This window comes from Nocardioides sp. L-11A, from assembly GCA_029961745.1.
Classification (GTDB): Bacteria; Actinomycetota; Actinomycetes; order Propionibacteriales; family Nocardioidaceae; genus Nocardioides.
Genome location: CP124680.1, coordinates 1195700 through 1218603, shown reverse-complemented (window position 1 = coordinate 1218603; position 22904 = coordinate 1195700). Strand labels below are relative to the sequence as shown.

General features: G+C 72.1%; 24 protein-coding genes. 16 read left to right on the top strand and 8 right to left on the bottom strand.

Annotation, left to right across the window (positions count from 1 at the left end):
- Window positions 1–558 precede the first annotated feature (558 nt).
- On the top strand, window positions 559–1872 hold the full coding sequence (locus tag QJ852_05645) for an HNH endonuclease (protein ID WGX97921.1): 1314 nt from the start codon (window positions 559–561) through the stop codon (window positions 1870–1872).
- Window positions 1873–1936: 64 nt separating this feature from the next.
- Here QJ852_05645 and QJ852_05640 read toward each other — a convergent pair whose 3' ends face one another.
- The gene (locus QJ852_05640; protein WGX97920.1) at window positions 1937–3196 is read right to left on the bottom strand and encodes a helix-turn-helix domain-containing protein; all 1260 of its coding nucleotides are present in this window, start codon (window positions 3194–3196) and stop codon (window positions 1937–1939) included.
- A 161-nt stretch (window positions 3197–3357) separates the two neighbouring features.
- Here QJ852_05640 and QJ852_05635 point away from each other — a divergent pair, with 161 nt between their 5' ends.
- From QJ852_05635 to QJ852_05625, 3 genes are read left to right on the top strand one after another with little or no spacing between them, the layout of a single operon-like run.
- Window positions 3358–4830 carry an AMP-binding protein gene (locus tag QJ852_05635; protein ID WGX97919.1) on the top strand — a complete coding sequence of 491 codons (1473 nt, stop codon included), beginning with the start codon at window positions 3358–3360 and terminating at the stop codon, window positions 4828–4830.
- 2 nt (window positions 4831–4832) lie between these two features.
- Window positions 4833–6695 carry a DUF3556 domain-containing protein gene (locus QJ852_05630; GenBank protein WGX97918.1) on the top strand — a complete coding sequence of 621 codons (1863 nt, stop codon included), beginning with the start codon at window positions 4833–4835 and terminating at the stop codon, window positions 6693–6695.
- Window positions 6692–8119, top strand: a complete 1428-nt coding sequence (locus tag QJ852_05625; protein ID WGX97917.1) for an NAD(P)/FAD-dependent oxidoreductase — start codon at window positions 6692–6694, stop codon at window positions 8117–8119. Before QJ852_05630 ends, QJ852_05625 begins: the two co-directional genes overlap by 4 nt.
- Before the next feature lie 59 nt (window positions 8120–8178).
- Here QJ852_05625 and miaA read toward each other — a convergent pair whose 3' ends face one another.
- The gene (gene miaA / locus QJ852_05620; protein ID WGX97916.1) at window positions 8179–9114 is read right to left on the bottom strand and encodes a tRNA (adenosine(37)-N6)-dimethylallyltransferase MiaA; all 936 of its coding nucleotides are present in this window, start codon (window positions 9112–9114) and stop codon (window positions 8179–8181) included.
- A 65-nt stretch (window positions 9115–9179) separates the two neighbouring features.
- On the opposite strand from miaA, the gene QJ852_05615 reads away from it, so the two are divergent.
- From QJ852_05615 to QJ852_05600, 4 genes are all read left to right on the top strand, one after another.
- Window positions 9180–9407, top strand: a complete 228-nt coding sequence (locus QJ852_05615) for an antitoxin (GenBank protein WGX97915.1) — start codon at window positions 9180–9182, stop codon at window positions 9405–9407.
- Between the two features lie 66 nt (window positions 9408–9473).
- On the top strand, window positions 9474–9677 hold the full coding sequence (locus QJ852_05610; GenBank protein ID WGX97914.1) for an antitoxin: 204 nt from the start codon (window positions 9474–9476) through the stop codon (window positions 9675–9677).
- A gap of 49 nt (window positions 9678–9726) precedes the next feature.
- Window positions 9727–10194 carry an NUDIX domain-containing protein gene (locus tag QJ852_05605; protein WGX97913.1) on the top strand — a complete coding sequence of 156 codons (468 nt, stop codon included), beginning with the start codon at window positions 9727–9729 and terminating at the stop codon, window positions 10192–10194.
- An 81-nt stretch (window positions 10195–10275) separates the two neighbouring features.
- Window positions 10276–10542, top strand: coding sequence for a hypothetical protein (locus QJ852_05600; GenBank protein ID WGX97912.1), 267 nt, complete (start codon window positions 10276–10278; stop codon window positions 10540–10542).
- Here QJ852_05600 and QJ852_05595 read toward each other — a convergent pair.
- Together QJ852_05595 and miaB are read right to left on the bottom strand one after the other, a co-directional pair.
- The gene (locus tag QJ852_05595; protein ID WGX97911.1) at window positions 10531–11265 is read right to left on the bottom strand and encodes a peptidase E; all 735 of its coding nucleotides are present in this window, start codon (window positions 11263–11265) and stop codon (window positions 10531–10533) included. The genes QJ852_05600 and QJ852_05595 overlap by 12 nt on opposite strands.
- A 3-nt stretch (window positions 11266–11268) precedes the next feature.
- Window positions 11269–12789 carry a tRNA (N6-isopentenyl adenosine(37)-C2)-methylthiotransferase MiaB gene (gene miaB, locus QJ852_05590; GenBank protein ID WGX97910.1) on the bottom strand — a complete coding sequence of 507 codons (1521 nt, stop codon included), beginning with the start codon at window positions 12787–12789 and terminating at the stop codon, window positions 11269–11271.
- An 82-nt stretch (window positions 12790–12871) separates the two neighbouring features.
- Here miaB and QJ852_05585 point away from each other — a divergent pair, with 82 nt between their 5' ends.
- The 5 genes from QJ852_05585 to QJ852_05565 all read left to right on the top strand — a co-directional run bounded on the left by QJ852_05585 (window position 12872) and on the right by QJ852_05565 (window position 16677).
- Window positions 12872–13267 carry a hypothetical protein gene (locus tag QJ852_05585; GenBank protein WGX97909.1) on the top strand — a complete coding sequence of 132 codons (396 nt, stop codon included), beginning with the start codon at window positions 12872–12874 and terminating at the stop codon, window positions 13265–13267.
- An 84-nt stretch (window positions 13268–13351) separates the two neighbouring features.
- Entirely contained in the window at window positions 13352–14134 is a 783-nt protein-coding gene (locus QJ852_05580; GenBank protein ID WGX97908.1) for an amino acid ABC transporter ATP-binding protein, read from the top strand.
- A 13-nt stretch (window positions 14135–14147) separates the two neighbouring features.
- Complete coding sequence (locus tag QJ852_05575; protein ID WGX97907.1) at window positions 14148–15032, top strand: glutamate ABC transporter substrate-binding protein; 885 nt, start codon at window positions 14148–14150, stop codon at window positions 15030–15032.
- A gap of 95 nt (window positions 15033–15127) precedes the next feature.
- The gene (locus QJ852_05570; GenBank protein ID WGX97906.1) at window positions 15128–15781 is read left to right on the top strand and encodes an amino acid ABC transporter permease; all 654 of its coding nucleotides are present in this window, start codon (window positions 15128–15130) and stop codon (window positions 15779–15781) included.
- Complete coding sequence (locus QJ852_05565) at window positions 15781–16677, top strand: amino acid ABC transporter permease (GenBank protein WGX97905.1); 897 nt, start codon at window positions 15781–15783, stop codon at window positions 16675–16677. The genes QJ852_05570 and QJ852_05565 overlap by 1 nt, the downstream gene beginning before the upstream one ends.
- Before the next feature lies 1 nt (window position 16678).
- On the opposite strand, the gene QJ852_05560 is transcribed toward QJ852_05565, so the two are convergent.
- Together QJ852_05560 and QJ852_05555 are read right to left on the bottom strand one after the other, a co-directional pair.
- The gene (locus QJ852_05560) at window positions 16679–17158 is read right to left on the bottom strand and encodes a hotdog fold domain-containing protein (protein WGX97904.1); all 480 of its coding nucleotides are present in this window, start codon (window positions 17156–17158) and stop codon (window positions 16679–16681) included.
- A gap of 43 nt (window positions 17159–17201) precedes the next feature.
- Window positions 17202–18698, bottom strand: a complete 1497-nt coding sequence (locus QJ852_05555; protein WGX97903.1) for a sigma-70 family RNA polymerase sigma factor — start codon at window positions 18696–18698, stop codon at window positions 17202–17204.
- 177 nt (window positions 18699–18875) lie between these two features.
- Between QJ852_05555 and QJ852_05550 the strand changes: the two genes are divergently transcribed.
- Window positions 18876–19724 carry a hypothetical protein gene (locus QJ852_05550; protein ID WGX97902.1) on the top strand — a complete coding sequence of 283 codons (849 nt, stop codon included), beginning with the start codon at window positions 18876–18878 and terminating at the stop codon, window positions 19722–19724.
- A 244-nt stretch (window positions 19725–19968) separates the two neighbouring features.
- The gene (locus QJ852_05545) at window positions 19969–20610 is read left to right on the top strand and encodes a hypothetical protein (protein ID WGX97901.1); all 642 of its coding nucleotides are present in this window, start codon (window positions 19969–19971) and stop codon (window positions 20608–20610) included.
- A 16-nt stretch (window positions 20611–20626) separates the two neighbouring features.
- Here the strand turns inward: QJ852_05545 and QJ852_05540 are convergent, their stop codons facing one another.
- Together QJ852_05540 and QJ852_05535 are read right to left on the bottom strand one after the other, a co-directional pair.
- The gene (locus QJ852_05540; protein ID WGX97900.1) at window positions 20627–21412 is read right to left on the bottom strand and encodes a methyltransferase domain-containing protein; all 786 of its coding nucleotides are present in this window, start codon (window positions 21410–21412) and stop codon (window positions 20627–20629) included.
- The gene (locus tag QJ852_05535; protein WGX97899.1) at window positions 21409–22317 is read right to left on the bottom strand and encodes an alpha/beta fold hydrolase; all 909 of its coding nucleotides are present in this window, start codon (window positions 22315–22317) and stop codon (window positions 21409–21411) included. Before QJ852_05535 ends, QJ852_05540 begins: the two co-directional genes overlap by 4 nt.
- Window positions 22318–22384: 67 nt before the next feature.
- Between QJ852_05535 and QJ852_05530 the strand changes: the two genes are divergently transcribed.
- Window positions 22385–22873 (top strand): MarR family transcriptional regulator, encoded by a 489-nt coding sequence (locus QJ852_05530; GenBank protein ID WGX97898.1) that lies wholly within the window; start codon window positions 22385–22387, stop codon window positions 22871–22873.
- Window positions 22874–22904: the final 31 nt, after the last annotated feature.

The window sequence follows — 22904 nt, the reverse complement described above, 5'->3', positions numbered from 1 at the left end:
ACCGTTCTTGCTCCGGTCACGCTGGGGCTGTGCTCGGGCTTCGGTCGGGTGGGCGGTTGCGTTCGGAGAGGCAGCGACGAGGACCGTGGGTGGATGGCTGGGTTCGGTGGTCGGCTTGCGGTCCGGTGGGCGGGATCGGCTGGTGTCGGTCTTCTTGGCCCGGTCGTCTTCCTGGGGCTGTGCTCGGGCTTCGGTCGGGTGGGCGGTTGGGTTCGGAGAGGCAGCGACGAGGACCGTGGGTGGATGGCTGGGTTCGGTGGTCGGGTTGCGGTCCGGTGGGCGGAATCGGCTGGTGTCGTTCTTCTTTGCCCGGTCGTCTTCCTGGGGCTGTGCTCGGGCTTCGGTCGGATGGGCGGTTGCGTTCCGAAAGGCAGCGACGAGGACCGTGGGTGGATGGCTGGGTCCGGTGGTCGGGTTGCGGTTCGCGGGTCGGCTGGTCGGGCACTTCTGTCACGAACCGTGACGTTGATTCTCCACATCCCCGGGATCGGGTTTCGCCTGTCCACAGGCGGGTTTGCGACACTTTGAAGTGTCGTGGGCAGGTGGGAGAATCCAGTCATGGATCTCGCCACCGACGCCCGTTCGACAGCCTCGCTGCTGTCCGGGCTGCGCGCCGAGGTCGAAGGCCGGGAAGCCTCCCTGGTCCGTGAGTGGGCCGGCATCGTCGAATGGGCCAGCGACCACGTGACCGCCGGCCCCGAGGGGGTCGCGACCATCACCGAGGGCTACCTCGACACCGGCGTCCCGATCGCCGGTGACGGTGCACCGTTGGTGTCGGAGTTCGGGTTGATGGAGCTGGTCGCCGTGCTCGGCAGGTCCCCCGATGGTGGTCGGGCGTACGTCGGGCGAGTGATCGAGTGCGCCTGGCGACTCCCCCACGTCTACGCCGCCGTGAAGACCGGCAAGCTGGCTCCGTGGCGGGCCGAACGGATCGCCGACCTCACCCACCCCCTCTCGGCTGAGGCAGCCGCGTACGTCGACCGGCAGCTCTGGGATGCCTCCGGCGTCGGCTGGGCCCAACTCGAACGCCTCGTCGCCGAAGCGATCATCCGGTACGACCCCGACAAGGCCGAGACCGAACGGCAGGCCGCAGCTGATGGTCGGCACTTCGACATCAGCGAGACCGACGAGCACGGCCTGGTCCACCTCGACGGCCTCCTCGACGCTGCCGACGGGCACGACCTGAATCTGGCGGTGTCTCGGCGGGCCGAGGTCCTCGGGCGGCTGGGTGACGAGTCGTCGTTGGACGTGCGCCGGTCCAAGGCCGCAGCCGAGCTCGCCCGCCACGACCTCGCCCTGGACCTGTTGATCCCCGACCCCGACACCGGAGAGATCGTGGACACCGTGCCGGGACGCAAGGTGGTCCTCAATGTCCACGTCACCGACACCACTTTGACCGGCCAGAACCCGTTCGCGAACCCGGTGGGACGGTGGGAGGAGGGCCGCTGCCCGATCACCTCGACCCAGATCCGGGAATGGCTCCGCGCCCGGCACACCACGGTGGTCGTGCGTCCGGTGATCGACCTGGCCGACCATCTCCCCGTCGGGTCCTATGAGATCCCCGACCGCCACCGCACCCGGGTGGTCCTGCGGGACCACACCTGCCGGTTCCCGCACTGCACCCGACCCGCCCAAGCCTGCGACCTCGACCACACCCGCCCCCACGCCGAGGGTGGTCCCACCTGCCCCTGCAACGAGGTCGCGTTGTGCCGACGGCACCACCGCGCCAAGACCCACTCCACCTGGCACTACGACATCCCGATGCCGGCCACCTACGTGTGGACCAGCCCCCACGGCCACCGCTTCCGGGTCGACCACCGCGGCACCCACCCCATCAGAACCATCCAGACCACCTCGCCACCCGACCAGTAGCCACCCCGCCCCACACCCCGCAGAGACACGCACCTGCGGGGACATCGGCATGTCCGACGAGGCCTCAGCCGGCCGGCCGGACCAGCACCTCGGGGCCGAGCCAGCGGCAGGCGATCAGCGCGAGCTCGAGATCGAGTCGCTCCTCGCCGAGCGGCTTGCCGCGGGCCTCGACGGCGCGGTCCACGCGGTACTTCACGGTGTTCTTGTGCAGGTGCACCCGGGCGGCGGTGGCGACATAGCTCTCCCGCTCCTCGACGAACGCAAGCAGCGTCTCCCGCAGGCGGGCGGCACCGTCGGAGTCCTCGGCGAGGTCACCGAGAGCGCCGAGGACCAGGCGCCGGGTGGCGGGCAGGTCGCGGGCGAGCAGGGCGGCGGCGCGCACGGTCGGGTCGGCGTGGCTCACCGCCCGGCCGGCGGGGTGCTGGCCGAGCTGGGCGACCGCGTGGGCAGCGGCGGCGCCCTCGTGGGTGGTCCGGAAACCCGGCTCGCCGGCGCCGGTGGACCCGACCGCGACGTGTACCTGGCCCTCGCCGGCGGCGAGGGCCTCGTCGACGGCGGCCGGGTCGACCTCGCCACGTCGACCGATCGGGAGCCAGGCCCAGGCGGTCTCGCGGTCGCGGGGGACGAAGAGCGGCTGGCCGGCGGCGTCGATGCGCTCGGCGATCCGGGCGACGGTCCGCTCGACGGCGGTGAGATCCGCGAGGTCGTCGGCGCCGGGGGCGGTCCACAGCACCAGGCCGAGATGGTGCTGGCGCAGCCGGTACCCGAGCGCGACCTCGGCCGCGGCGAGGTCGAGTCGGTCGCCGCGCAGGAGCGCGTCGACGGTCTCGCGCTGGACGGCGCTGCGGTTGGCCAGCCAGCGCTCGCGCTCCTCCTGGTAGGCCTGCACGACGTCCTCGGACACGGCGTCGATGTAGAGGAAGGAGGTGTCGGTCAGCAGCTGTGCGGTCCGCAGTGCGAGGGTCGGGTCCTCGATGCCGCGGGTGATCTCGGCGTGTGCCCACTGCAGGATCAGCTGCTGGCCGATCCGGTACGCGCGGAGCAGCGCACTGGGCGGCGTACCTCGCTGCGCCAGGCGGCGGGCGTACTCCACGGCCGCGGTGGGCGCGTGGACGTCCCTGACCTGGATGTGTCCGCGCATCAGGTGGACGAAGGTCTCGAGATTGGCGCCCGAGCTGCCGACGAGTAGCTCGACCAGTGCCGGGTCGGTCGGCAGCTCCGGAATCCGGTCACGGAAGGCGCCGACCAGCTCGGCGGTCAGCTCGATCTGGCGCTCGGCGAGCAGCGCCGCGATCCCCTGGATCTCGGTCTCCGGGTCTGACACGGCCTACCTCCTTTGGATCATCGCACCAACGCGTGACGGCGGTCACGCCATGGTGTCAGAGGGAGAGGCGGGTTCGCCTTGGCCGCCGGAGCCCTCATCCGCTCCGGAGTTTGGTTCGGGAGACCAAGAGCCGTGATCAGAGCCGGTCCTAGATTCCCCCCATGACCATCGACCACCTCAGCTGGCTGCCCTGGCTGCGCCCCGCGGCGTACGACGACCGCCCGTGTGTCCGCGACGAGCGGACCGAGCTCACCTATCGGGCCTTCGGTGACCGGGTGGACGCCGCGGCCCGGCAGTTCGCCGGACTGGGCGTCGGCCGGGGGTCGGTGGTCGCGGTGATGCTGCCCAACCGGGTGGAGCTGCTGGTGGCGATCATGGCGGCCTGGCGGCTGGGCGCGGCGGGGACCCCCGTCAACCCGACCTTCACCGCCGCCGAGGCCGAGCACCAGGTCGAGGACTCCGGCGCGATCCTCGTGGTGACCGACGACCCGAGCGCCCGGCTCGGCTCGGCGACCACCCTCGCCGTCGACGACCTCGGCGCCGCCTCGCCGGACGCGCCCGCCCTGCCGCCGGCCGGCACCTCGACCGGCGACCTGGCGCTGCTCGTCTACACGAGCGGATCGACCGGCCGACCCAAGGGCGTCATGCTCGACCACGGCAATGTCGCCGCGATGATCTCCAGCATGGGCGAGGCCATCGGCATCGACGCCGACGACCACTGCCTGCTGGTGCTGCCGCTGTTCCACGTCAACGCGATCTGCGTCAGCTGGCTCACGCCCATGTCGGTGGGCGCGCAGCTGTCGGTGCTGGCGCGCTTCCACCCGGTGGAGTTCCTGGAGGCGATCGAGCGACTACGCCCGACGTACTTCTCGGCGGTGCCGACGATCTACTCCCACCTGGTCGCGCTGCCCGCGGAGGTCCGGCCCGACGTCAGCTCCGTGCGCTTCGCGATCTGCGGGGCGGCACCCGCGCCGCCGGAGCTGTTCGCGGCGGTGGAGCAGCGGTTCGGGTTCCCGTTGGTCGAGGGCTACGGCCTCTCCGAGGGCACCTGCGCGTCGACCTGCAACCCGGTCGACGGGCTGCGCAAGCCCGGCACGGTGGGTCCGGCACTGCCCGGCCAGCTCGTCGCGGTCATGGCACCTGACGGCACCCTGGTGCCGGCCGGCGAGCGCGGCGAGGTCGTGATCAAGGGCGCGAACGTCATGCGCGGCTACCTCAACCGCCCCGAGGCGACCGCCGAGACCCTGGGCGACGGCTGGCTGCACACCGGCGACGTCGGGATCCTCGACGAGGACGGCTATCTCCGGATCGTGGACCGGATCAAGGACATGATCATCCGGGGCGGGGAGAACATCTATCCCCAGGAGGTCGAGAACGTGCTGCACGCCGCCCCCGAGGTGCTCGAGGCGGCCGTGGTCGGCCGGCCCGACCCGGTGTACGGCGAGGTGGTGGTCGGGTTCGTGTCCGCGCGGCCCGGCACGACCATCGACGTCGACGCCCTGCTCGCGCGCTGTCGCGAGGAGCTCGCGAAGATCAAGGTTCCGGTGGCGCTCCAGGTGCTGGATGCTCTTCCCAAGAACCCCGTCGGCAAGATCGACAAGCCCGCGCTGCGGGCCCGACTGAGCGGAGCCTGACCATGGGATTCCTCAAGCCCGCGCCGGAGCCGATGCCACCGGCGGAGTTCCTCGCCCTGCCGCTCCAGGAGCGGATCCGGGTGCTCAGCACCAACTGGGTCACCGAGGGGTTCAACACCCCGCGGATGCTGCACGTCGTCTACATCCTCAAGATGCTCGGCCTCTACTTCGCCGTGGGCCTGGCGATCACGTCGTGGACGACCGACCACGTCGCGTTCTCGGACCCGGGCACCTGGTTCGAGAATGTCGTCGTCTACCAGAAGCTCGCCATCTGGCTGATGCTGCTCGAGGTGATCGGCCTCGGCGGCGCGTTCGGCCCGCTGTGCGGCCACTTCGCGCCGATGCTGGGCAACATCCGCTACTGGCTGCGCCCCGGCACGATCCGGATGGCCCCGTGGGGACGCCGTGTCCCCCTCACCGGCGGCGACGAGCGGACCTTCGCCGACGTCGTCCTGTACGTCGCCGTGCTGGCCAGCCTCGTCTACCCGCTGGTCGTGCACGCCGAGGCGGTGCCCTTCCTGCCCGCCGGGACCGGCCCGCAGGAGCTGGTGCCGCCACTGGCATTCCTGCCGATCCTGGTGACGATGCCGCTGATGGGCCTGCGGGACAAGGTGGTCTTCCTCGCCGCACGCTCCGAGCAGTACCTGCCGATCATGCTCTTCTCGGCCACCCTCGGCGCGATCGCGCTGAGCGACAGCGCGACCGCCGCGGACTTCGTCAACCTGGTCGTCGCGTTCAAGATCATCATCTGCGTGGTGTGGATCGGCGCCGGCGTCTCCAAGATCGGCGAGCACTTCATCAACGTGGTGCCGCCGATGGTCTCCAACAGCCCCGGCCAGCTGAACGCCGTCAAGCGCCTCCACTACCGCGCCGCGCCCGACGACGTCCGGCCCTCGCGGCTGGCGTGGTTCATGGCCCACGTCGGCGGTACCACCGTCGAGATCATCATCCCGATCGTGCTGCTGGTGACGACCAACGACACGATCGCGCTGCTCGGCGCGATCGCCATGCTCGTGTTCCACGTCTACATCACCTCGACCTTCCCCCTCGCCGTGCCCCTCGAGTGGAACGTGTACTTCGGCTACATCGCGATCGTGCTGTGGGGCGGCACCGCTCTCGGCGCCGGGTTCGACGCGTCGACGTACAACATCTGGGAGTTCTCCGAGCCGCTGCTGCTCCTGCCAATCTTCGCCCTTCTGCTGTTCGGCCCGGTCCTCGGCAACCTGCGCCCCGACCTGGTGTCCTTCCTCCCCTCCATGCGGCAGTACGCCGGCAACTGGGCCTCGGCGGTCTGGGCGATGAAGCCGGGCGTGGAGCAGCGGCTCAACGAGCTGCTGCTCGTGGAGACCCAGAACGATCAGCTGCAGCGGATGCCGGGGATGACCTACACCGCCGACGAGGCCGAGATGACCGTGCAGAAGGCGCTCGCCTGGCGCTCGATGCACAGCCAGGGCCGCGGCCTGTTCTCGGTGCTTCGCGAGCACCTCGACGATCTCGAGACCCGCGACGTGCGCGAGGGCGAGTTCATGTGCAACATCCTCGTGGGCTGGAACTTCGGCGACGGCCACCTGCACGACGAGCGGTTGATCGCCGCCGTGCAGAAGCGCCTCGGGTTCGAGCCCGGCGACCTCGTCGTGGCCTACTGCGAGTCGCAGGCGACGCCGTGGCGCACCTCCCGGCCGCAGGAGTACCGCGTCATCGACGCAGCCCTCGGCATCGTCGAACGCGGCACCTGGGACGTGCGCGACTGCGTGAGGGAGCAGCCGTGGCTGCCCGACGGGCCGGTGCCGCTGGCCGTCACCTGGACCGCGCCGGGCTACGGACGACAGTCCACGCTCACCACCGGCAAGGATCCTGTGGCGTGAGCACCGCCGTCGTCGTGGGCAGCGGCCCCAACGGCCTGGCCGCAGCGATCCAACTGGCCCGCGCCGGGCTGGCCGTCACCGTCGTGGAGGCGCACGCCCGCCCGGGCGGCGGGACCCGGACCAGCGAGCTCACCCTGCCGGGCCTGCTGCACGACGACTGCGCCGCGTTCCACCCGACCGGGGTCGCGTCCCCGTTCTTCCGGTCGCTGGGCCTGGAGCGGCACGGGTTGCGCTGGCGATGGCCCGAGGTCGAGCTGGCCCACCCGCTCGACGACGGCCGGGCCGGCATCGCGACCCGCGACCTCACCGCGTCGGCCGCCGCGCTCGGTGTCGACGCGGCCGCGTGGAGGCGGATGTTCGGCCCGGCGGTGCGCAACTTCGACGACCTGATCGCCGAGGTGTTCCAGCCGGTCGTGCACGTCCCGCGGCACCCGGTCACCCTCGGCCGGTTCGGGGTGAAGGCACTGCTGCCCGCGACCGTGCTCGGCCGCCGGTTCCGCGACGAACCGGCCCGGGCGCTGTTCACCGGCGTCGCCGCGCACAAGTTCGGACGCCTCGACCGGCCGCTCAGCGCCTCGGTCGGGCTGATGCTCGCCGCGGCCGCGCACGCCGTCGGCTGGCCGGTGGCCGAGGGCGGCACGGAGTCGATCACCCGGGCGCTGCTGGCCGAGCTGGCGTCGTACGGCGGGGCGGTGGTCACGGGCGTCCGGGTCACCTCGCTGGACCAGCTGCGCGACCTGGCCGGGACCGCTCCCGACGTGGTCATCCTCGACACCGCGCCGGCGGGCGTCCTGGAGATCGTGGGCGAGCGGCTGCCCACCCGCGTACGCCGGTCGCTGACGCGCTACTCCTACGGGCCGTCCGCCTTCAAGGTCGACCTCGCGATCGAGGGCGACATCCCCTGGACCAACCCGGACTGCGGTCGCGCCGGCACCCTCCACCTCGGCGGCGGCGCCGCCGAGATCGCCGCCGTGGAGGCGGCCACCGTGCGTGGCGAGATGCCGGAGCGGCCGTTCGTGCTGCTCGGTCAGCAGTACCTCTGCGACCCGTCCCGCTCCGCCACCGGTGTGAACCCGATCTACGCCTACGCGCACGTCCCCCACGGGTACGCCGGCGACGCCACCGACGCGATCCTCGGCCAGATCGAGCGGTTCGCGCCCGGCTTCCGCGACCGGGTGCTCGCGGTGTCGACCCGCGGCGCTGCGGAGTGGGAGGCCTACAACCCCAACTACGTCGGCGGCGACATCAGTGCCGGCGCCAACACCGCCCGGCAGATCGTGTTCCGGCCGCGCCCCGCGCTGAATCCCTATGCTCTCGGAGTCCCGGGCGTCTACCTCTGCTCGTCCGCCACCCCACCGGGTGCGGGGGTCCACGGCATGGGCGGGTTCCACGCGGCGCAGGCAGCGCTCGCCCGGCTGCGCTGAGGTGCTGATCGGCGTAGCGTCATACGTTCCGTGGGTTCTAGCCCACGGAACGTATGACGCTACGCCGACACACCCACCGTCCGGACCACCGACAGCGCCCTCGTCACCCGGTCCGGGTCGTCGTACTCCAGCCAGGTGATCCGGGGATCGTTGCGCCACCAGGCCAGCTGCCGACGGGCGAACTGCCGGGTGGCGACGACGGTCCGTTCGATCGCCTCGTCGGTGCTCAGCTCACCGGCCAGGACGGCGATCGCCTGGCGGTAGCCGATGGCGAGCGCGGCGGTGCGCCCCTCGGCCAGGCCCTCCTCGAGCAGGCGGGAGACCTCGGCGAGCAGGCCGTCGTCGAACATCTGCCGGACGCGGGCCTCGATCCGGGTCTCCAGCACCTCGCGGTCGATGGCGACGCCGAGCTGGACGGTGTGCGGCTCGACGTACTCCTGGACGGGGAGGTTCGCGCTGAACGGGGCGCCGGTGATCTCGATGACCTCCAGCGCGCGGACGATCCGGCGGCCGTTCTCGGTCTCGATCCGCTCCGCCGCCGCGGGGTCGAGCGCGCGCAGCCGCGCGTGGAGGGCGGCACTGCCCGTCTCGGCGAGCTCCTCCTCCAGCCGCACGCGGACGGCGGGGTCGGTGCCGGGGAAGTCGAACCGGTCGAGGATCGCCCGCGTGTAGAGCGCGGACCCACCCACCAGCACGGGCGTCGCACCGCGGGCACGCAGGTCCGCGATCACGGCGCGCGCCCAGCCCTGGAACTCCGCGACCGTGGCCGGGTCCCGGACCTCGAGGGTGTCGAGCAGGTGGTGCGGGATCCCGCGACGCTCGGCGAGCGGCAGCTTCGCCGTCCCGATGTCCATGCCGCGGTAGACCTGCATCGCGTCGGTGTTGACGATCTCGCCCCGGAGGGCCTCGGCGAGGTCGAGCGAGAGGGCGGTCTTGCCGCTCGCGGTCGGACCGACGATGGCCACGATCGGCGGCGTGGTCGGGCTCGACGGCATGGGGCTAGTGTGGCAAGGACCCACATCCGGCGGCCCACTCGGGCCGGGACCGCGAGGAGCTGACGATGGGATTCCTGGACAGGCTGAAGGGCGCCAAGCACACCGTCGCCGACAAGGTCGGCGAGGCGGTCGACAAGCACGGCGACAAGATCGAGTCGGGCCTGGACAAGGCGGCCGGCTTCGTCGACGACAAGACGGGCGGCAAGTACCGCGACAAGATCGAGAACGCGACCGACAAGGCCAAGGACGCGCTCGGCAAGCTGGACGGCGACGACACCCCGCCGACTCCCTGATCCTCTAGGGTGTGCCCGGTGGCCCGAACCGGGCCGTCGTACCCACTCACACACTGGGGGTTTCTCGTGGGCTTTCTCGATGACGCCAAGGACAAGCTGACCGACGCCGTCGACAAGCAGGGCGACAAGATCGGCGACGCGGTGGACAAGGCCGCCGACTTCGCCTCCGACAAGACCGGCGGCAAGTTCGACGACAAGATCGAGCTCGGTGCCGACAAGGCCAAGGACGCCCTCGACTCGCTCGACGGCAAGAACGACGACATCAACTGACCGGCCGACGCCGGCAGCAGCGAGCACCTCGGTGACCGTCCAGGATCCCGTGACCGGGAAGACCCGCTTCGCGGTGGTCCCCGCCTCCTACGTCTTCCTGCTGCGAGAGACGGGGCGCGACGGCACCGAGGTGCTCCTGCAGCTACGCCGCGACACCGGCTACATGGACGGCCACTGGGCCGCCGCCGCCGCGGGCCACGTCGAGCGCGGCGAGACCGCCGAGGCCGCCGCCCGCCGGGAGGCGCTCGAGGAGATCGCGGTGGAGGATCTCGACCTCGCCTTCGCCACCGCCATGCAGCGCACCGCCCACGACCTGCCGATCGACGAGCGGATCGACTTCTTCTTCACGGCCCGCTCCTGGTCCGGTGAGCCGCGGATCGTGGAACCGGCGAAATGCGCGGACCTGCGCTGGTTCCCGCTGGCCGGACTGCCCTCCCCGGTGGTGCCGCACGAGGCGGTCGTCCTCGCCGGGCTGCTCCGCGGCGACCTGGCCGCGCTGACCCACCACGGGTTCTGATCCGTCCCGCGTGCGGCGGTTGAAACCGCCGCGGCCGGATACCGCTCCTCCAGGTGCTCCCGACCCCTAGGGAGGAGAGTCATGAGCAACGACGACGACGGGTCGGGCCTGCCGCCCGCACCCACCCCGGTCGCCGAGCCGCCCGCGCCGCCGCCGGGAGGTCCGCACCGGATCGAGGGGGTCGGCGGCGACGGGGCCTACAGCACCGTGCCCCGGGACCCGCGTCCCGCGGACAACCCGGCCACCGACGACGAGCTGCCCGCTGAGACGGTCGCGCCCGAGGACACCGACACCGAGGCCACCAAGGGCAATCCCGAGGTGCCGCCCGAGCAGGAGTCACCCGCGTAGGAGCCGGGTCTCCAGCCGGGTCTCGACCGCCCCACCGCCGCCCGCCCGCTCGACGAGGTACGCCGCCTTGCCGGGCTCCTCCGTGAGCGCCTCGACCAGCTCGGCGCCCCGGTAGTGCAGGCCGACGCCGTCGTCGGTGGCGTACCCGGTCGGCAGCGTGCCGGCCGCGATCAGCTCCTGGAACAACGGGCGACGCTGCTCCTCGGAGTCGTAATGGACACCGTTGGACCACGGCACCAGACCGAGCCCGTTGGTGACCGGGCGCAGGTCGGGGCCGAACGAGTCGGTGGTGCCGCCGCGGTGCCAGCAGATCGACCCGGCGGAGACACCGGTCAGGACGACGCCGGCCTCCCACGCCTCACGCATCACGTCGCCGACGCCGTGCAGCTCCCACATCGCGAGCAGGCCGGCGACGCTGCCGCCCCAGACCCAGATCACGTCCTGGGCGAGCAGGTGCTCACGGATGTCGGCGACATTGGGCATCGTGAAGAGCGACAGGTGACTGCCGTGGAAGCCCGCCTCCTGCGCCAGGTCGTAGAAGTCGCGCACGACGGCGGGCGCGTCACCGCAGGCCGTGGCCAGGAAGCACACGCGCGGCGCGCGGCCAGCGACGCCGGCCAGGTCGACGGCGTACCGGGTCAACGGGCCGACGGACCACTTCGTGCGGGTGCCGGGCACGACCCCGCCCGAGGTCGCGACGATGGTGGGAGCGTCGGCCGGCACGGGTCAGCCGCAGACCGGGGCGTCGGGCAACGGCGCGGGCGCGCCGATCGAGGGCATGCCGAGGCCGACACCCTGGGGCGCCACCGGCTCGGCGGTACGGCGCTCCCACGCGTCGCCCGAACGGGTACGCCGCAGCGCGCGCACCGGCCCGTCGGCGACGAGATGGTGCGGGGCGGCGTAGGTGACCGCGACGGTGACCATGTCGCCGGGCCGCGGCTCGCCGTCGACCTGGGAGAAGTCGGCCTCGAAGTGCACGAGCCGGTTGTCGGGGGCGCGGCCGGAGAGGCGGCGCGTCTCGGCGTCCTTGCGGCCCTCGCCCTCGGCGACCATCAGCTCGAGCTCGCGGCCGACCAGCCGCTTGTTCTCGTCCCAGGTGATCTCGTTGACCAGCTCGACGAGGCGGTTGTAGCGGTCGGTGACCTCCGCCTGGTCGACCTGGTCAGGCAGGGTGGCGGCCGGTGTTCCGGGACGCTTGGAGTACTGGAAGGTGAACGCGCCGGAGAACCGGGCCTCCCGGACGACCTTGAGGGTCTCCTGGAAGTCCTCCTCGGTCTCACCGGGGAACCCGACGATGATGTCGGTGGTGATCGCGGCGTCGGGCAGCGCGGCGCGGACCCGCTCGATGATGCCGAGGAACCTGTCCTGCCGGTAGGACCGGCGCATGTCCTTGAGGACCTTCGACGAGCCGGACTGCAACGGCATGTGCAGGCTCGGCATCACGTTGGGCGTCTCGGCCATCGCCTCGATGACGTCGTCGGTGAACTCGGCCGGGTGGGGGCTGGTGAACCGGACCCGCTCCAGGCCCTCGATCTCGCCGCAGGCCCGCAGCAGCTTGGAGAACGCCTGGCGGTCGCCGAACTCCACGCCGTAGGCGTTGACGTTCTGGCCCAGCAGCGTGATCTCGGAGACGCCCTCGGCGACCAGCGCCTCGATCTCGGCGAGGATCTCGCCGGGCCGACGGTCCTTCTCCTTGCCGCGCAGGCTGGGCACGATGCAGAAGGTGCAGGTGTTGTTGCAGCCGACGCTCACCGACACCCAGGCGGCGTACGCCGACTCGCGCTTGGTCGGCAGCGTCGAAGGGAAGACGTCGAGCGACTCGAGGATCTCGACCTGCGCCTCCTGCTGGCTGCGCGCGCGATCGAGGAGCGCCGGCAGGGAGCCGATGTTGTGGGTGCCGAAGACGACATCGACCCACGGCGCCCGCTTGACGACGGTGTCGCGGTCCTTCTGCGCCATGCAGCCGCCCACCGCGATCTGCATCCCGGGCCGCTTCGCCTTGACCGGCGCAAGATGACCGAGGTTGCCGTAGAGCCGGTTGTCGGCGTTCTCCCGCACGGCGCAGGTGTTGAAGACGACGATGTCGGCACACTCGGCCTGCCCGTCCGCCGCGTCCTTGTCGGGGTCGAACGGGAGGTAGCCGGCGTCCTCGAGCAGGCCGGACAGGCGCTCGGAGTCGTGGACGTTCATCTGGCAGCCGTAGGTGCGGACCTCGTAGGTCCGCGGCTGCTCCTGCAGGGTGCTCATGACCGGTCCAGGGTACGGCGAGCGGCGGCGTCGCCCCGAATCCCTTCCTCCCACTCGACACCGCCCGGATAGGGTCGGGGGCATGCCTGAGACCGTCCCGCCCGGCTTCGTCGCCCGCAACAACGAGGTCATCGGCAGCGTGCTGAGCATCCTCGCGCTGCTCGCCTCGGTGGGCATGGGTGCGGGGCTGATGTTCGGGACCGGCACCCGCGGCGTCTCGGCGATCCTCACCGTGCTCACGGTGGCCGGGGGCGCGTTCACGCTGCTGCTGCTCACCCTGGGCGCGATGCTGCGATCCTCGACGCCCGCGGAGCAGTGGGACCGCGAGGAGACCGCCTGGCGCGCGGAGCGGGGCCTGGACCCGCTGACCGACGCCGACCACGCGGTGTCCGCGAAGGCGCGCCGCCGAGCCGCCCTCCTCGCCGTCCTCGCGCTGCTCGTCGGCCTCGCCCTCAGCGTGCTGCCCGACATATGGTGACGCCGCCCGCCGGGTGTCACAACTTGGTCTCGGCGGCAGGTGGCTCTAGCCGAGACGGCATGCACGGGACTAGCGTCCCAGCGTATGACCGTGACCGATGACGCTCCGGTTGGCAGCACGCGCCACTCGGGCGAGCCCCTTGTCGAGCTCGTCGGCGTGCAGAAGTACTACGGCGGACTGCACGTCCTGCAGGACATCGACCTGACGGTCGACCGCGGCGAGGTCGTCGTCGTGATCGGGCCGTCCGGGTCCGGCAAGTCCACGCTGTGCCGCACGATCAACCGGCTCGAGCCGATCGACTCCGGCCGGATCCTCGTCGACGGCGCACCGCTGCCCCAGGAGGGACGGGCTCTGGCCCGGCACCGGGCCGACGTCGGCATGGTCTTCCAGAGCTTCAACCTGTTCGCGCACAAGACGATCCTCCAGAACGTCACCCTGGGCCCGATCAAGGTGCGCGGGCAGACGAAGGGCGACGCCGAGGCGCGCGCCCGCGAGCTGCTCGACCGGGTCGGGGTCGGCCCGCAGGCGGACAAGTACCCCGCCCAGCTCTCGGGCGGCCAGCAGCAGCGGGTCGCCATCGCCCGGGCCCTGGCCATGGAGCCGAAGGTGATGCTCTTCGACGAGCCCACCTCGGCGCTGGACCCGGAGATGATCAAGGAGGTGCTGGACGTCATGGTCGATCTCGCCGAGCGCGGGATGACCATGATCGTGGTGACCCACGAGATGGGATTCGCGCGGACCGCCGCCAATCGCGTCGTCTTCATGGCCGACGGCCGGATCCTCGAGACGACCGATCCCGAGACCTTCTTCACGAGCCCGGAGAGCGACCGGGCCAAGGACTTCCTCGGCAAGATCCTCAAACACTGAGAAGGAGAATCGCATGCGACTGACCAGACTGAAGGTGGCCGCGGCCGCCGTACTCGTGGCGTCGACGCTCGCCGCATGTGGCGATGCCGGCGACGACGACGACAAGGGCCGCGACGTCGACGTCCAGGACAACGCGGCCGAGGAGTTCGACACCGGCACCCGGATGCGTGAGCTCGCCGACGCCGGCTCGATCAAGATCGGGGTCAAGTACGACCAGCCGGGCATCGGTTTCAAGGGCGCGACCGACGACACCCCGGTCGGCTTCGACCCGGAGATCGGCAAGATCCTCGCCGCCGACCTGGGCATCGCGCCGGAGGACATCGACTGGGTCGAGACCATCTCGGCCAACCGCGAGGCGTTCCTCCAGGAGGGCGAGGTCGACCTGGTCATCGCGTCCTACTCGATCACCGACGAGCGCAAGCAGGTCGTCGGCCAGGCCGGCCCCTACTACGTCACCGGTCAGCAGCTGCTGGTGAAGTCCGACAGCGACATCGCCTCGCTCGCCGACGTCAAGGGCACCGAGGTCTGCTCGGTGACCGGCTCCACCTCGTTGGACAACATCGAGGCCGAGGGTGCCACGCCACGCGGCTTCGACACCTACTCCGAGTGCGTCGACCAGGTCCTCAACGGCACCGTCGACGCGATGACCACCGACGGCGCGATCCTGCTCGGCTACGCCGCGGAGCACCCCGACGACCTGAAGGTCGTCGTCGACCCCTTCTCCGAGGAGCGGTACGGCGTCGGCTACTCGCTGGACAGCCCGGAGATGTGCCAGTGGATCGTCGACACCCTCGCGGAAGCTGAGGACGACGGCGACTGGGCCGAGGCGTTCGAGATCACCCTCGGCAAGTCGGGTGTCGAGACGCCGGAGCCGCCGGCGATGGATCCCTGCCCCTGACGAAGGGCTGAGCCGCGGGTCCGGTGCCGCGTCCCGGCGCCGGACCCGCGCTCACCCGCGCTGGTCCGCCCCGAGCCCGAGAGGAGCACCCGTACGTGGAGGACGTGTTCTCGAACTTCGACCTCGTGCTGAAGGCCTTCTGGATGACCGTGCAGCTGGCCGTGCTCTCCGGAGCGGTGGCGATGGTGCTCGGCACCCTCCTCGCGGCCCTGCGGGTGGGCCCGGTCTCGGTCCTGCGCGGGCTCGCGGCGACCTACGTGACCCTGGTGCGCAACACACCGCTGCTCGTGGTCTGCGTCTTCGTCTTCTTCGCCGCCCCCAACCTCGGGCTCCTCGTCGGTGCGCCCTTCCTGGTCAAGGGCACCATCGCGGTCAGCCTGTACACCACGCCCTTCATCGCCGAGGCGATCCGCTCCGGCGTCAACGCGGTGCCACTCGGCCAGGCGGAGGCCGCTCGGGCGATCGGCATGACCTTCGCCCAGAACATGCGCCACGTCGTCCTCCCCCAGGCGTTCCGCGCGTCGGTGCCGCCGCTGGCGAGCACGCTCATCGCGATGACCAAGAACACCTCGGTGGTCGCGGTGTTCGGCATCATGGAGGCGACCGCGCGGATGCGCTACTTCGTCAACCGCAACGCCGACGACACGATCCTGATCTTCGCGGTGTTCGCCGTCGGCTACATCATCCTCGTCGAGCTCATCTCGGTGGCCGCCGTCGGCCTCGAGCGGCGCTGGAAGGCGGCCCGCTGATGACCGGATCCGTTCTCTTCGACGCGCCCGGACCGCGTACGGTCGCCCGGCACCGGATCTACGGCGTCGTGACGGTGATCGCGATCCTGGCAGGGGTCGTCGGCCTGGTGGCGTTCATGGACGCCGAGGGCGAGCTGGCCTACGCGAAGTGGGAGCAGTTCGTCACGCCGAAGTACGTCGAGGCACTGCTCGTCGACGGGCTGCTGAAGACGCTGCAGATGGCGTTCACCTCGATCGTCCTCGCGGTGGTCTTCGGTGTGGTCTTCGGTGTCGGGAAGCTCTCCGACCACCGGCCGGTGCGCTGGGCGTGCACCCTCGTCGTGGAGTTCTTCCGCGCCGTGCCCGTGCTGTTGCTGATGATCTTCATCTTCTTCAGCTGGGGGGTCGGCAACGGCTTCGGTCCCTACTGGTCGGTGGTCTTCGCCCTCACCCTCTACAACGGCTCGGTGCTGGCGGAGGTGTTCCGCGCCGGCGTCCTCGCCGTACCGAAGGGCCAGGCCGAGGCGGCCTACGCGATCGGGATGCGCAAGACCCAGGTGATGAACCTCGTCCTGCTGCCGCAGGCCGTGAAGATCATGCTGCCGGCGATCATCAGCCAGTGCGTCGTCGCACTGAAGGACACCAGCCTCGGCTACTACATCATCGCGCCGGGCCTGACCTATATCGGCAAGGCGATGTGGACCGAGTTCCCCGGCACTCACCTGCAGACCGCGATCGTGCTGTCGTTCCTCTACATCTCGGTCAATCTGGTCCTGACGGCGATCGCCACCTGGGTGCAGCGGAGGTTCGTCGGCGAGCACCGGCGCCTCGACGTCGGGATGACCGCGCTGACCGGCCTGTCCACCCACGGCGAGAACACCGGGGGCGCCGCCGGCATCGGTCCCGGCAGCGCCTGAGCTACTTCTTCTTGCTGGTCACCCACAGGTCGATGGTGCCGTCGATGACGACGGTGCCGTCGGCCAGCTCGCCGCGCACCCGCACCGGTAGGTCGCCCTCGGCACCGTCCCACTGCTCCTGGTCGGTCTCGGCGATGCAGGTGACGTCGCCGGTGGCCTTGGCGGTGTAGGAGACGGTCATGCCCTTGGGGATCCAGCGCTTGCCGCGCGGGATGGTGACCTCGGCGAGGCCGCCCATCGCCATCTCGAGGCCGTTGCACAGCGCGATCGCATGGACCGTGCCGATGTGGTTCTGGACGCTGCGGCGCTTCGGGATGACGACCGAGGCGTAGTTGGGACGCAGCTCGATCACCCGCGGGTGGATCGAGGCGAAGTACGGCGCCTTCTGGCTGAACGCGATCGAGAAGACGCGCTTGCCGAGGGTGCCACCGACCACGGGCAGGTTCGTGGTCGTCTTCCAGAGGCTGTGGACCTGGGTCATGCGGCCTAGATTACTAGCCAGTAACCTTTGGCGCGAGACCCGGCTACGGCCGACCGCCCGCGCCGCCCCTCGGGCCGATCGAGATCGTGATCGGCAGGCCCGGCAGGTTGATCTCGACGCTCGCGCCCCGCTGGCCGTCGCCGGGCAGGGTCACCGTGACCGGTCCGGCGCAGATCCGGCGCCCGCCACAGTCCGTCGGGGTCGGCTTCGTCGTGGGCGGCACCTCCACCGGCGGCGGGACGGGCGGCGCGACCGGAGGCGCGGCCGGGACCTCAGCCTGGGACGGCGCCGGAGGGTCGCCGCCCGGATCCGTGCCCGGACCCGTGCCCGGATCCGTGGCCGGGTCCTTCCCGGCGGGCGGCGCGGCGGGCGGCTCCGGGTCGCGCGGCGGCGGGGAGGCGCCGGGCGCGGGGTCCCCGGGGCCAGGGTCCGCCGCGGGCGGGTCGGCCGGCGCCGGAGCGGGCGCGGGGCCACCCGGAGCAGCCTCTGCCGAGGCGCCGGGCGCCGGGGCCGGGTCGGCGGAGCTCGCCTCGGCCACCGGCCGCGAGGCCGCCGGCGACCGGTCGGCTCCGTCACGATCGACCAGGGCGAAGGCGCCGGCGGCGACGGCCGCCACGGCGACCGCGGCGGCGACCGCCACCACCGGGGCGCTCGATCCGCCGCCCGCCGCGGCACCCGAGGCACCAGCGGCACCGCCGCCCGGCGTACCGGCGGCGGCTCCGGCCGCGCCGGCCGCCGCTCCCCCGGCCAGCCAGGCCACGCCCTTCGCCCCGGCCGGCAGGGCCAGCAGCACGATGGGCAGGAGATGCGCGGCGAGCTTCTGGTTGACCCGGTCGACGACGAGGAAGGCCCGCTGGCAGTCGGCACAGCCGTCGAGATGGGCGCCGAACCGCTGCTCGGCCCGGGCACCGAGGTCGCCGCGGGCGTACTGGCTCATCCGGGTGTGCACCCAGCGGCACTGCTCGCGGTCCGGCTCGGGGCCGGCGTGCAGATCGAGGTAGGCGCGCTTGAGGCCCTCGCGGGCGCGGTGCGCGAGGGAGGAGACCGCACGCGGCTTGAGGTCCATCAGGGTCGCGACCTCGGCAGGCTTGCGCCCCTCGACCTCGACATGCCACAGCACCGTGCGCCAGCTCTCGGGGAGCGTGGCGAGGGCGTCGACCGCGACGGTCTCGTCCAGCGCCTCGACCGCCTCCTCCGGCGTGACCTCGCCGGTCTCGGCCTGCTCGAAGAGCCACGGCTGATCGGACGCGACCGACTCGCGCTGCGAGCGCAGGCCGTCGCGATAGCCGTTGCGGATGGTGACGTGCAGATAGGAGCGGAAGCTCGAGGTGGGCCCGCCGCCGGAGCTGAGCTGCCCAAGCACCCGGGAGAACGACTCCGCGACCAGCTCCTCGGCCGCGTCGGGGCCGACGAGGATCCGGGCCAGGTGGCGAGCGCCGTCGACGTGGTCGCGGTACAGCTCCTCGAACGCGCCGGTGTCGCCGGCGCGCACCCGGCCGAGGAGCTGCTCCTCCGGCGTGCGGGACGCGTCCTCGTCCATCCGGTCCTCCGGTCCTCGTGGTCTCGCCTACCTCGGTTCAACGACCGAGCACCGTCGATGATGCAACGATTCGGAAACTTTCGGAACTCGTCGCGAAAACCGCGTGATGTTCCGGTCCGCGCTCCGTCCGGTTCGGTGACTGCCCCGCCGGGGCGGACCGATCCCGAACGGAGACCGATGAGTACGACGCGTCCGGCCGTCACCGCGCTGCGCCCGTGGTCACTGGCCCGCCGGTCGGCGACGCTGCGCGAGCACGTGCGCGCGCGGCGGGTCATCGGCCTCCCGCACGAGGAGCTGTTCCTCGACGTACTCGACGGTGCGCTGGCCCGGACGCACCGGGTGCGACCCGAGGATCTCGACGTGTGGGCCCGGCTGGTCGCGCTGGTCGAGGAGCACCCGGAGCTGTCCCACACACTGCCGGCGTGCGCCGCGTCGGCCAACCTGGTCGGGCTCGCGCTGCTCGGCGACGCCGAGGACCACGCCGCGCTGTCCGGGCTGGTGGACGAGCTGGGGCACAAGCGGCTCGCCCGGCTGCAGCACCGCTACGGCACCGCGCTGGAGACCGACTCGCGGCTGCCGATGACGAGCGCCGCACTGCGCCGGATCCTCGCTCCCGGGCTCGCCCGCCGGCTGGCGGCGCACCCGCGGACCGCGTGCCGCAGCGGGACGATCGACGACACCTGCCTGCGTGCCGCGCACGCGCTGCTGCTCCAGGGGGTGAACCGTACCTGGACCGTGCCGCGGCTCGACTCCGTCGAGGAGTTCGTCGACATCGCCGCCCACGGCACCATCAACGAGTGGCGCCACCACGTCGCGATGATCATCGCGGACCCCTGGTCGCCCTACGTCGAGCGGATCATCGAGCTCGCCCGGCAGGTCGGGAAGTCGCATGCCGCACGGGTGATCACGGCCGTGGTCGCCCTGTGCCGCGACCAGGAGCTCGCGACCGGCGCGCTGGCGGTTCCCCACGCTCCCCATCCCGCGACCCGACGGTCGCGACATCTGGGCGGCAGGGCCGCCCCATGAGCTGCCGAGGCGGCTGCGGCGCCGATCCGACCCGGCTGGGGGGCGGGGCGGAGCGGCCGAGGTTCGAAGCATCTGGGGGGTGCTGCGAACCGGCGTCCTGAGTCATCAGGAGCCGACGTCGCCTCGGCGCACCACCGCGAGAGCGGGGGGCGGGTGCCGCCGGGGTTCCCTGGAGGGAGGGGAACCCCGGCGGCCACGTCGTCCCGACCGGGAGCGGCGGTGGTCGATCCCCGATACTCCTGGCATGCCCCGACGCCTCGCTCGTATCGCCGCCGTCCTGTCGCCCGTCCTGTCGGTCGTCCTGGTCGCGGGATGCGGCGGTGAGGGCGCCGCCCCGAGCGCGGCCGACGGCTCCGCGACCGGGCGCGGCGTACCGGCCGACGACCCGTGCCGCCTGCTCGACGACGGATCGGTCGAGGCTCTGCTCGGCACGGCCGTGGCCGGGGAGCCCCGGCACAGCACGGTCGCGGAAGGGGCGCGGACCTGCGCCTACGACGCTCCGGCGGGCGGGAGCCTCCAGGTGATCCGGCTGCCCGCGGACCTGTGGGCCCGCTCGCTGCCGGCCGCGGTCGCGGCGCTGCGGCAGGGTCCGCTGGCCCGCGAGCACCCCGAGCTGCTCGCCAAGGTCGACGAGGCGGCGGCGCTGATCGAGACCGGTGAGGTGATCGGCGCCGAGGAGGCGTGCGGCCACTTCAGCCGGATGCTGGAGATCCAGGGGCTGCCCGCGGGGCGTCGGCAGATCGTGAACCTCGCACCGAGCGCCGCGGCGCCGACCACCGTGAGCGGGCAGCAGTGCGTCGACGGCGTGTTCAGCAGCATCACGGTCGCGGGCGCAGACCTCCCCGCGCCCGAGATCGTGGAGGACGCGCTGAGCCGGGTGCGTTGACGCCCGGGGATCCGCCTCAGGCGCCGACCCTGGCCACCGCGAAGATCCGGCGGAACGGCAGCACCACGCCGTGCCCCTCGTCGGGGTACGCCGCGCGCAGGCGCGCCTTGAACGCGTCCTCGAAGCGCGGTCGCAGGTCGTCGGGCAGCGCCTGCAGGGTCGGACGCGCGCCGGTGCCGGACACCCAGGTGAAGACGGGGTCCGCCCCGTGCAGGACGTGCAGGTAGGTCGTCTCCCAGGCGTCGACCGTGCAGCCGAGGGCCTGGAGGGCCCGCAGGTAGGTCGCCGCCGGGTGGGCGGCGGGGCGCGCGACACCCGCGGTGTGGGCGGCGTACGGCGCCTCGGCCGCGAGCTCCGCGCGGATCTTGTGACTGGGCTCGTCATGGTTGCCGGGCACCTGGAACGCGAGCCAGCCGCCCGGGGCGACGGCGCGGACCAGGCCGGGGAGCAGGTCGAGGTGCTCGGGCAGCCACTGCAGGGTCGCGTTGGAGACGAGGACGTCGACACCGGCCGGCGGTGCGGCGGCCAGCCAGTCGCGGAGGTCTGCCCTGTGGAAGGCCACCCGCTCGGCGGCCGAACTGTCGGAGGCCACGCGGATCATGGCGTCACTGGAGTCGACACCGGTGATCGCCGCGGCCGGCCAGCGATCAGCGAGGAGGGAGGTGAGGTTGCCAGGTCCACACCCCAGGTCCACCACGACCCGGGGGTCGGCGGCAGCGACCCGGCCGACGAGGTCGAGGAAGGGGCGGCCCCGCTCGTCGGCGTAGGCCAGGTAGCGCTCAGGGTCCCAGGCGGGGCTCATCGACGGTGTGCTCCTTCCTGCAGGTGGTCGAGGATCCGCGTGGTGACGAGGTCCGGGCGCTCGAGCTGGAGGAAGTGGCCGGCACCGTCGACGACGGCCACGCGGCTGCCCTCCGGCAGGCGGTCGCCGATCCGTCCGGCCCAGCGCACGTCGAGGCATCCGTCGTCGGCGCCGTGCAGGTAGAGCAGGGGCACCCGGGGCTCGCGGGTCCAGTCGCGGGCCAGCGGCCGGTAGGACGTCGGCAGCCGGTGCGGCCGGGCCTGGGCCCGGTAGTAGCCGATCGCCGCACTCCGGTGGGCGGCGTCGGGCATCGCGGCGGCGAGATGCGCGAGGTCCTCGGTGGCGTCGTGGCCCGGCGACCAGCGGCGCCACAGATGGGCGACCAGGGCGTCGAAGCGGCGTTCCGGCAGGCGCGGCAGCTGGTTGAACATCGTGTACCAGCTCAGGCCCGCCTGGCGCGGCAGGATGCGCAGCCAGCGGGCGAGGTCGTCGCGGCGCGGGTTCATCACGGAGAAGGGAGGGACGGCCAGCGACACGATCGCGCCGAAAGGGTTGGCCGACGAGGCGGCGACCCCGTTCGCGGTGATCGCACCCCAGTCGTGCCCGACGAGCGCGGCCCGGCCGTCGCCGTCGTACGCACGGTGCAGGGCGAGGACGTCGTGCATGAGGGCCGGAACGTGGTAGCTGCCGTCGGCGGGGAGCCCGCTGGGCGCGTAGCCGCGGGTGAACGGCGCGACGACGCGATAGCCCGCATCGGCGAGCGCCGGGCCGAGGTGACGCCAGGTATGGGCGGTGTCCGGGAAGCCGTGGACCAGGACCGCGAGCGGACGATCCCGGTCGTCGAGCTCGCCCCAGGTCAGGCTGGCCAGGGCGACCGGGCCGAGGTCGATGACGTGCTCCTTCACGGGGCCGACCCTACGCTCACTTTATCTTGACATCAAGATTCTCGACCGGTCGGATAAGATGGCGACCGTGCGGGACGAGGTGGACGAGCTGATCGAGGCATGGGCGCGCGAGCGCAGCGACCTCGACCTCGGTCCGGTGTCCGTCTTCAGCCGGATCTCCCGACTGGCCCACCACGTCGACCGGGCCCGGCGCGACGCGTTCACGACCCACGACATCGAGTCCTGGGAGTTCGACGTGCTGGCGGCACTGCGCCGGGCCGGCGAGCCCTACGAGCTCTCCCCCGGCCGGCTGCTGCGCGAGACCCTGGTGACGAGCGGGACGATGACCAACCGGGTCGACCGGCTGGCGACCCGTGGCCTCGTCGAGCGCCACCCCGACCCGTCGGACCGCCGCGGGGTGCTGGTGCGGCTCACTCCGGAGGGCAAGGACGCCGTCGACGGCGCCTTCGCCGCCCTGCTCGATGCCGAGCGGGAGCTGCTGACCGGGCTGTCGGAGTCGGACCAGACCGATCTCGCCGGTCTGCTGCGCCGGCTGCTCGTGCCCTTCGCGGGCTGACCCCGACCCGCGCTGTCGGCGAGGGCGGCGC

Excerpts from the sequence above, each read along its gene's own strand:
- QJ852_05550 (WGX97902.1), top strand. The coding sequence starts at position 18,876 with ATGAGTACGACGCGTCCGGCCGTCACCGCGCTGCGCCCGTGGTCACTG.
- QJ852_05580 (WGX97908.1), top strand. The coding sequence starts at position 13,352 with ATGACCGTGACCGATGACGCTCCGGTTGGCAGCACGCGCCACTCGGGC.
- QJ852_05540 (WGX97900.1), bottom strand. The coding sequence starts at position 21,412 with ATGAGCCCCGCCTGGGACCCTGAGCGCTACCTGGCCTACGCCGACGAG.
- miaA (WGX97916.1), bottom strand. The coding sequence starts at position 9,114 with ATGCCGTCGAGCCCGACCACGCCGCCGATCGTGGCCATCGTCGGTCCG.
- QJ852_05645 (WGX97921.1), top strand. The coding sequence starts at position 559 with ATGGATCTCGCCACCGACGCCCGTTCGACAGCCTCGCTGCTGTCCGGG.
- QJ852_05635 (WGX97919.1), top strand. The coding sequence starts at position 3,358 with ATGACCATCGACCACCTCAGCTGGCTGCCCTGGCTGCGCCCCGCGGCG.
- QJ852_05585 (WGX97909.1), top strand. The coding sequence starts at position 12,872 with ATGCCTGAGACCGTCCCGCCCGGCTTCGTCGCCCGCAACAACGAGGTC.
- QJ852_05545 (WGX97901.1), top strand. The coding sequence starts at position 19,969 with ATGCCCCGACGCCTCGCTCGTATCGCCGCCGTCCTGTCGCCCGTCCTG.
- QJ852_05600 (WGX97912.1), top strand. The coding sequence starts at position 10,276 with ATGAGCAACGACGACGACGGGTCGGGCCTGCCGCCCGCACCCACCCCG.
- QJ852_05560 (WGX97904.1), bottom strand. The coding sequence starts at position 17,158 with ATGACCCAGGTCCACAGCCTCTGGAAGACGACCACGAACCTGCCCGTG.
- QJ852_05630 (WGX97918.1), top strand. The coding sequence starts at position 4,833 with ATGGGATTCCTCAAGCCCGCGCCGGAGCCGATGCCACCGGCGGAGTTC.
- QJ852_05555 (WGX97903.1), bottom strand. The coding sequence starts at position 18,698 with ATGGACGAGGACGCGTCCCGCACGCCGGAGGAGCAGCTCCTCGGCCGG.
- QJ852_05565 (WGX97905.1), top strand. The coding sequence starts at position 15,781 with ATGACCGGATCCGTTCTCTTCGACGCGCCCGGACCGCGTACGGTCGCC.
- miaB (WGX97910.1), bottom strand. The coding sequence starts at position 12,789 with ATGAGCACCCTGCAGGAGCAGCCGCGGACCTACGAGGTCCGCACCTAC.
- QJ852_05575 (WGX97907.1), top strand. The coding sequence starts at position 14,148 with ATGCGACTGACCAGACTGAAGGTGGCCGCGGCCGCCGTACTCGTGGCG.
- QJ852_05615 (WGX97915.1), top strand. The coding sequence starts at position 9,180 with ATGGGATTCCTGGACAGGCTGAAGGGCGCCAAGCACACCGTCGCCGAC.